Raw genomic sequence first — 3427 nt, forward strand, 5'->3', positions numbered from 1 at the left:
ACTCCTTCAGTCATAACAAATTCCTTCTTCCCAAGTTTAAAACAGCAGAAAAATCTGACAAGTTATATTTTTCTAAAATATTAGTTTTGATGTCTAAAATGGCAAAAAAAGAAGCAGATGGCTCTACTCCTTAAACACCTATGTTTGTCATCTACCTACTACAGATAACAAAAAGCTTTTTAAATATACTTACCAAAACCAGCCGTCATTTTCACTAGCTGGTTCAGCCTCCTTTCGTCTGCGTGGTCCTGTCCCATATCGTTCACGTTCTATATCTTCCTTATAGGGCATCGAAATAGTAAGAATAACATAAAGGATTACCCCTACTACCCCAAAATTTACTATTGTAAAGAGTGCATATAAGAAACGTACTAAATTTACATCAAATCCAAATCGTTCTGATAAGCCCACAAGAACACCACTGACCATTTTTCCGCGTCTTAATTTATAAAAATTACTTTTCATTTATTGATCCTCTTTCTGCCGTTTACCCATAGTATATCGTTTTTTCTAATCCACTTCATCAGACTAACGACTGATTTTACAACTACTAATCAGAGTTATTTTCCCTTGACATTTCCCACAACGGTATTTTGAGGTATCCAATCTTCGTTTTCGATAATAATCGTGTCTGCAATTTTCGCATCGATAATGTACCACTGTGTTAATTTTATTTTCCCGGGGTAAGCTTGGTGCATAACGTAGCCCATCAACCAATTGGAGTAAATTTTTAAAATCTCTATCCTTATGTCGATATCCTCCACCTTCATAATAGAGATGATAGTGGCATAGTTCATGACGAACAATTTTACGAAAGATATCCAGACCAAAAGTCTGATAGATTTTGGGATTAAAATCTAAATGCCCATCTTGAGGAAAAAAACGTCCTCCTGTCGTTCGTAAACGCTTATTCCAATAAGCTTTATGCCGAAATTCTTTTTTAAAATCTTCAATTGATACTTGTTGAACGTACTCAGTTAGATTCATCTGGCGCTACCAAAGATAGATTAACTTTTTCTTTTTCTTTATCGATTTTTTTAACCCAAACGGTTACTAAATCACCAACTGATACTACTTGGCTAGGATGTTTCACAAAAGAATTGCTCATATGGGAAATATGAACAAGCCCGTCCTCATGAATTCCAATATCCACAAAAGCACCAAAATCAACCACATTACGAACGACACCCTCCAATTTTTGTCCTACTTTAAGATCCTCTAATTCTAAAACATCCTGACGAAGGACCGGTGCGTCAAAGGAATCCCGTAAATCTCGTCCTGGTTTCAATAAATCTGCAATAATATCCTTTAAAGTTTCCTGACCCAAATCTAAATAATCAGCCATTTCTGAGATTGAAATAGATCGAAGCTTATCATGAGATTCTTGATTCAGCTCCTGAATATCCAATCGTTTAAACAGTTTTTCAACTGCTTGATAACTTTCCGGATGTACTCCCGTATTATCAAGAATATTATCGCTCTCAGGAACTCTCAAAAAACCGGCTGCTTGCTCAAAGGCTTTAGCTCCCAAACGGGGCACTTCCTTAATTTGTTTTCTTGACCGAATCATTCCCACCTGTTCTCGATACGTTACGATGTTTTCTGATATGGTTTTATTTAGACCAGCCACATGAGACAAAAGAGAAGGGCTTGCCGTATTAATATTAACTCCCACTTGGTTTACCACCGTATCGACTACAAAATCTAGCCCTTCACTGAGTTTTTTCTGACTTACATCATGTTGATACTGACCAACACCTATAGACTTTGGATCAATCTTTACTAATTCTGCTAGAGGGTCTTGTAATCTTCTTGCAATCGAGATGGCTGAACGTTTTTCAACACTCAATTCAGGAAATTCATGACGTGCCAATTCACTTGCAGAATAGACAGATGCTCCACTTTCATTGACAATCACATAACTGACACCAGGATGGTTTTTTAACACATCAGCAACAAATGCTTCGCTTTCCCGACTAGCAGTTCCATTGCCAATAGCAATAATTTCAACCTGATACTGCTCGATGAGATCTGATAAATTCTTTTTTGCTTGTTCAATTTGAGCTGGCTTAGCCGGGGGAACAGGATAAATAACTTGAGTAGTTAACATTTTACCTGTTGTATCGACTACTGCTAATTTTGCCCCAGTTCGAAAGGCAGGATCGAACCCCAAAACTACTCGTCCCTTAAGTGGAGCAATCAAAAGTAAGCTACGAAGATTATCAGAGAAAAGTTGAATTGCTCCTTCTTCTGCAATTTCCGTTAATTCCGTACGTATGCGTCTTTCCATAGCAGGAAGGACTTTTTTCTTAACAGCTTGATTGACAATTTCATTTATATAAGTATTTTTTGCTTTAAATCTCCCATGAAATACATCCAAAATTCGGTCAATATTATGCTCAAGTTCCACCTTTAAAACTCCCAGCTTCTCTCCTCGATTGAGAGCTAGTATTCTGTAACCTGATATATTAGCAATTGTTTCTGAAAAATCATAATAAATTTCAAAAACACGCTTCTCATCCAGTTCCTCATCTTTTATAAAAGAAGTAATTCGAGAGTGATTGCGAACTTCATTATACGTATAAGTACGTAATTGACTATCTTCTGATAGAGCTTCAACCAAAATATCAACCGCACCCTTTAGAGCATCTTTTACAGTTGAAAACGAATCTGAGAGAAATCCTTCAGCTTGCTGTTCTATATTTGGAACATCTTGTAAAATAAGACGTGCTAAAGGAAAAAGTCCCGCTTCGCGTGCAATTGTCGCCTTAGTCCGTCTTTTTTCTTTAAACGGAAGATATATCTCCTCAACATCTGCTAGTTTTTCAGCTGCTTCTATTGCCTTTTTTAATTCTACTGTTAACTTCCCTTGTTCATCGATTTTTGTAATTACCGTTGTTTTACGATCTTCCAAGGTTGTTAAGAACTTGTCACGATCAATAATTGACTTAATAACAACTTCATCAAGGTTTCCAGTTAAATCCTTACGGTAACGTGCAATAAAAGGTATCGTAGCACCTTCCGCAGTTAAACTAAGTACCACATCTATTTGTTTTAAACTAATACTCAATTCTTGAGCTATTTTTTCATATTTGTTCATAAATTCTATTATACCATAAAACATCGAACTCTATCTTTTGTACTCTTTTTCCTTTTTTGATAGTCTCCAGACTTCCTTAGTCATATTTCCTAACTGGTTGTTTATCATTAAAGTTCCTTATTATAACCTATTAGACTAGAGCATAAAATATTGACAGTTATGAACAGAAAGGATACAATGATATGTAAAAACTAAGGAGAATAAAATGCCAATTCGTAAAGCAACCCCTACCGATATCCCCATTCTAATGGACTTCTTAGAACAAATTCTTCAGGTACATCACCAAGCAAGACCTGATATTTTCAATCCTTCAGGAAGTAAGTATAC

Annotated in this window: 3 protein-coding genes; all 3 read right to left on the minus strand. The window is 36.0% G+C overall.

The genetic code is table 11. The annotated features are described in order from the left end of the window. Window positions 1–189: 189 nt before the first annotated feature. The 3 genes from STRDD10_RS01900 to STRDD10_RS01910 all read right to left on the minus strand — a co-directional run bounded on the left by STRDD10_RS01900 (window position 190) and on the right by STRDD10_RS01910 (window position 3100). A complete protein-coding gene (locus tag STRDD10_RS01900) occupies window positions 190–465 on the minus strand; it encodes a PspC domain-containing protein (protein WP_067192652.1) in 276 nt (91 codons plus the stop codon). A 63-nt stretch (window positions 466–528) separates the two neighbouring features. After that, window positions 529–987 (minus strand): SprT family protein, encoded by a 459-nt coding sequence (locus tag STRDD10_RS01905; protein WP_067192654.1) that lies wholly within the window; start codon window positions 985–987, stop codon window positions 529–531. Beyond that, window positions 974–3100 (minus strand): Tex family protein, encoded by a 2127-nt coding sequence (locus STRDD10_RS01910; RefSeq protein WP_156468557.1) that lies wholly within the window; start codon window positions 3098–3100, stop codon window positions 974–976. The genes STRDD10_RS01905 and STRDD10_RS01910 overlap by 14 nt, the downstream gene beginning before the upstream one ends. Window positions 3101–3427 lie beyond the last annotated feature (327 nt).

The organism is Streptococcus sp. DD10 (assembly GCF_001578805.1).
GTDB lineage: Bacteria > Bacillota > Bacilli > Lactobacillales > Streptococcaceae > Streptococcus.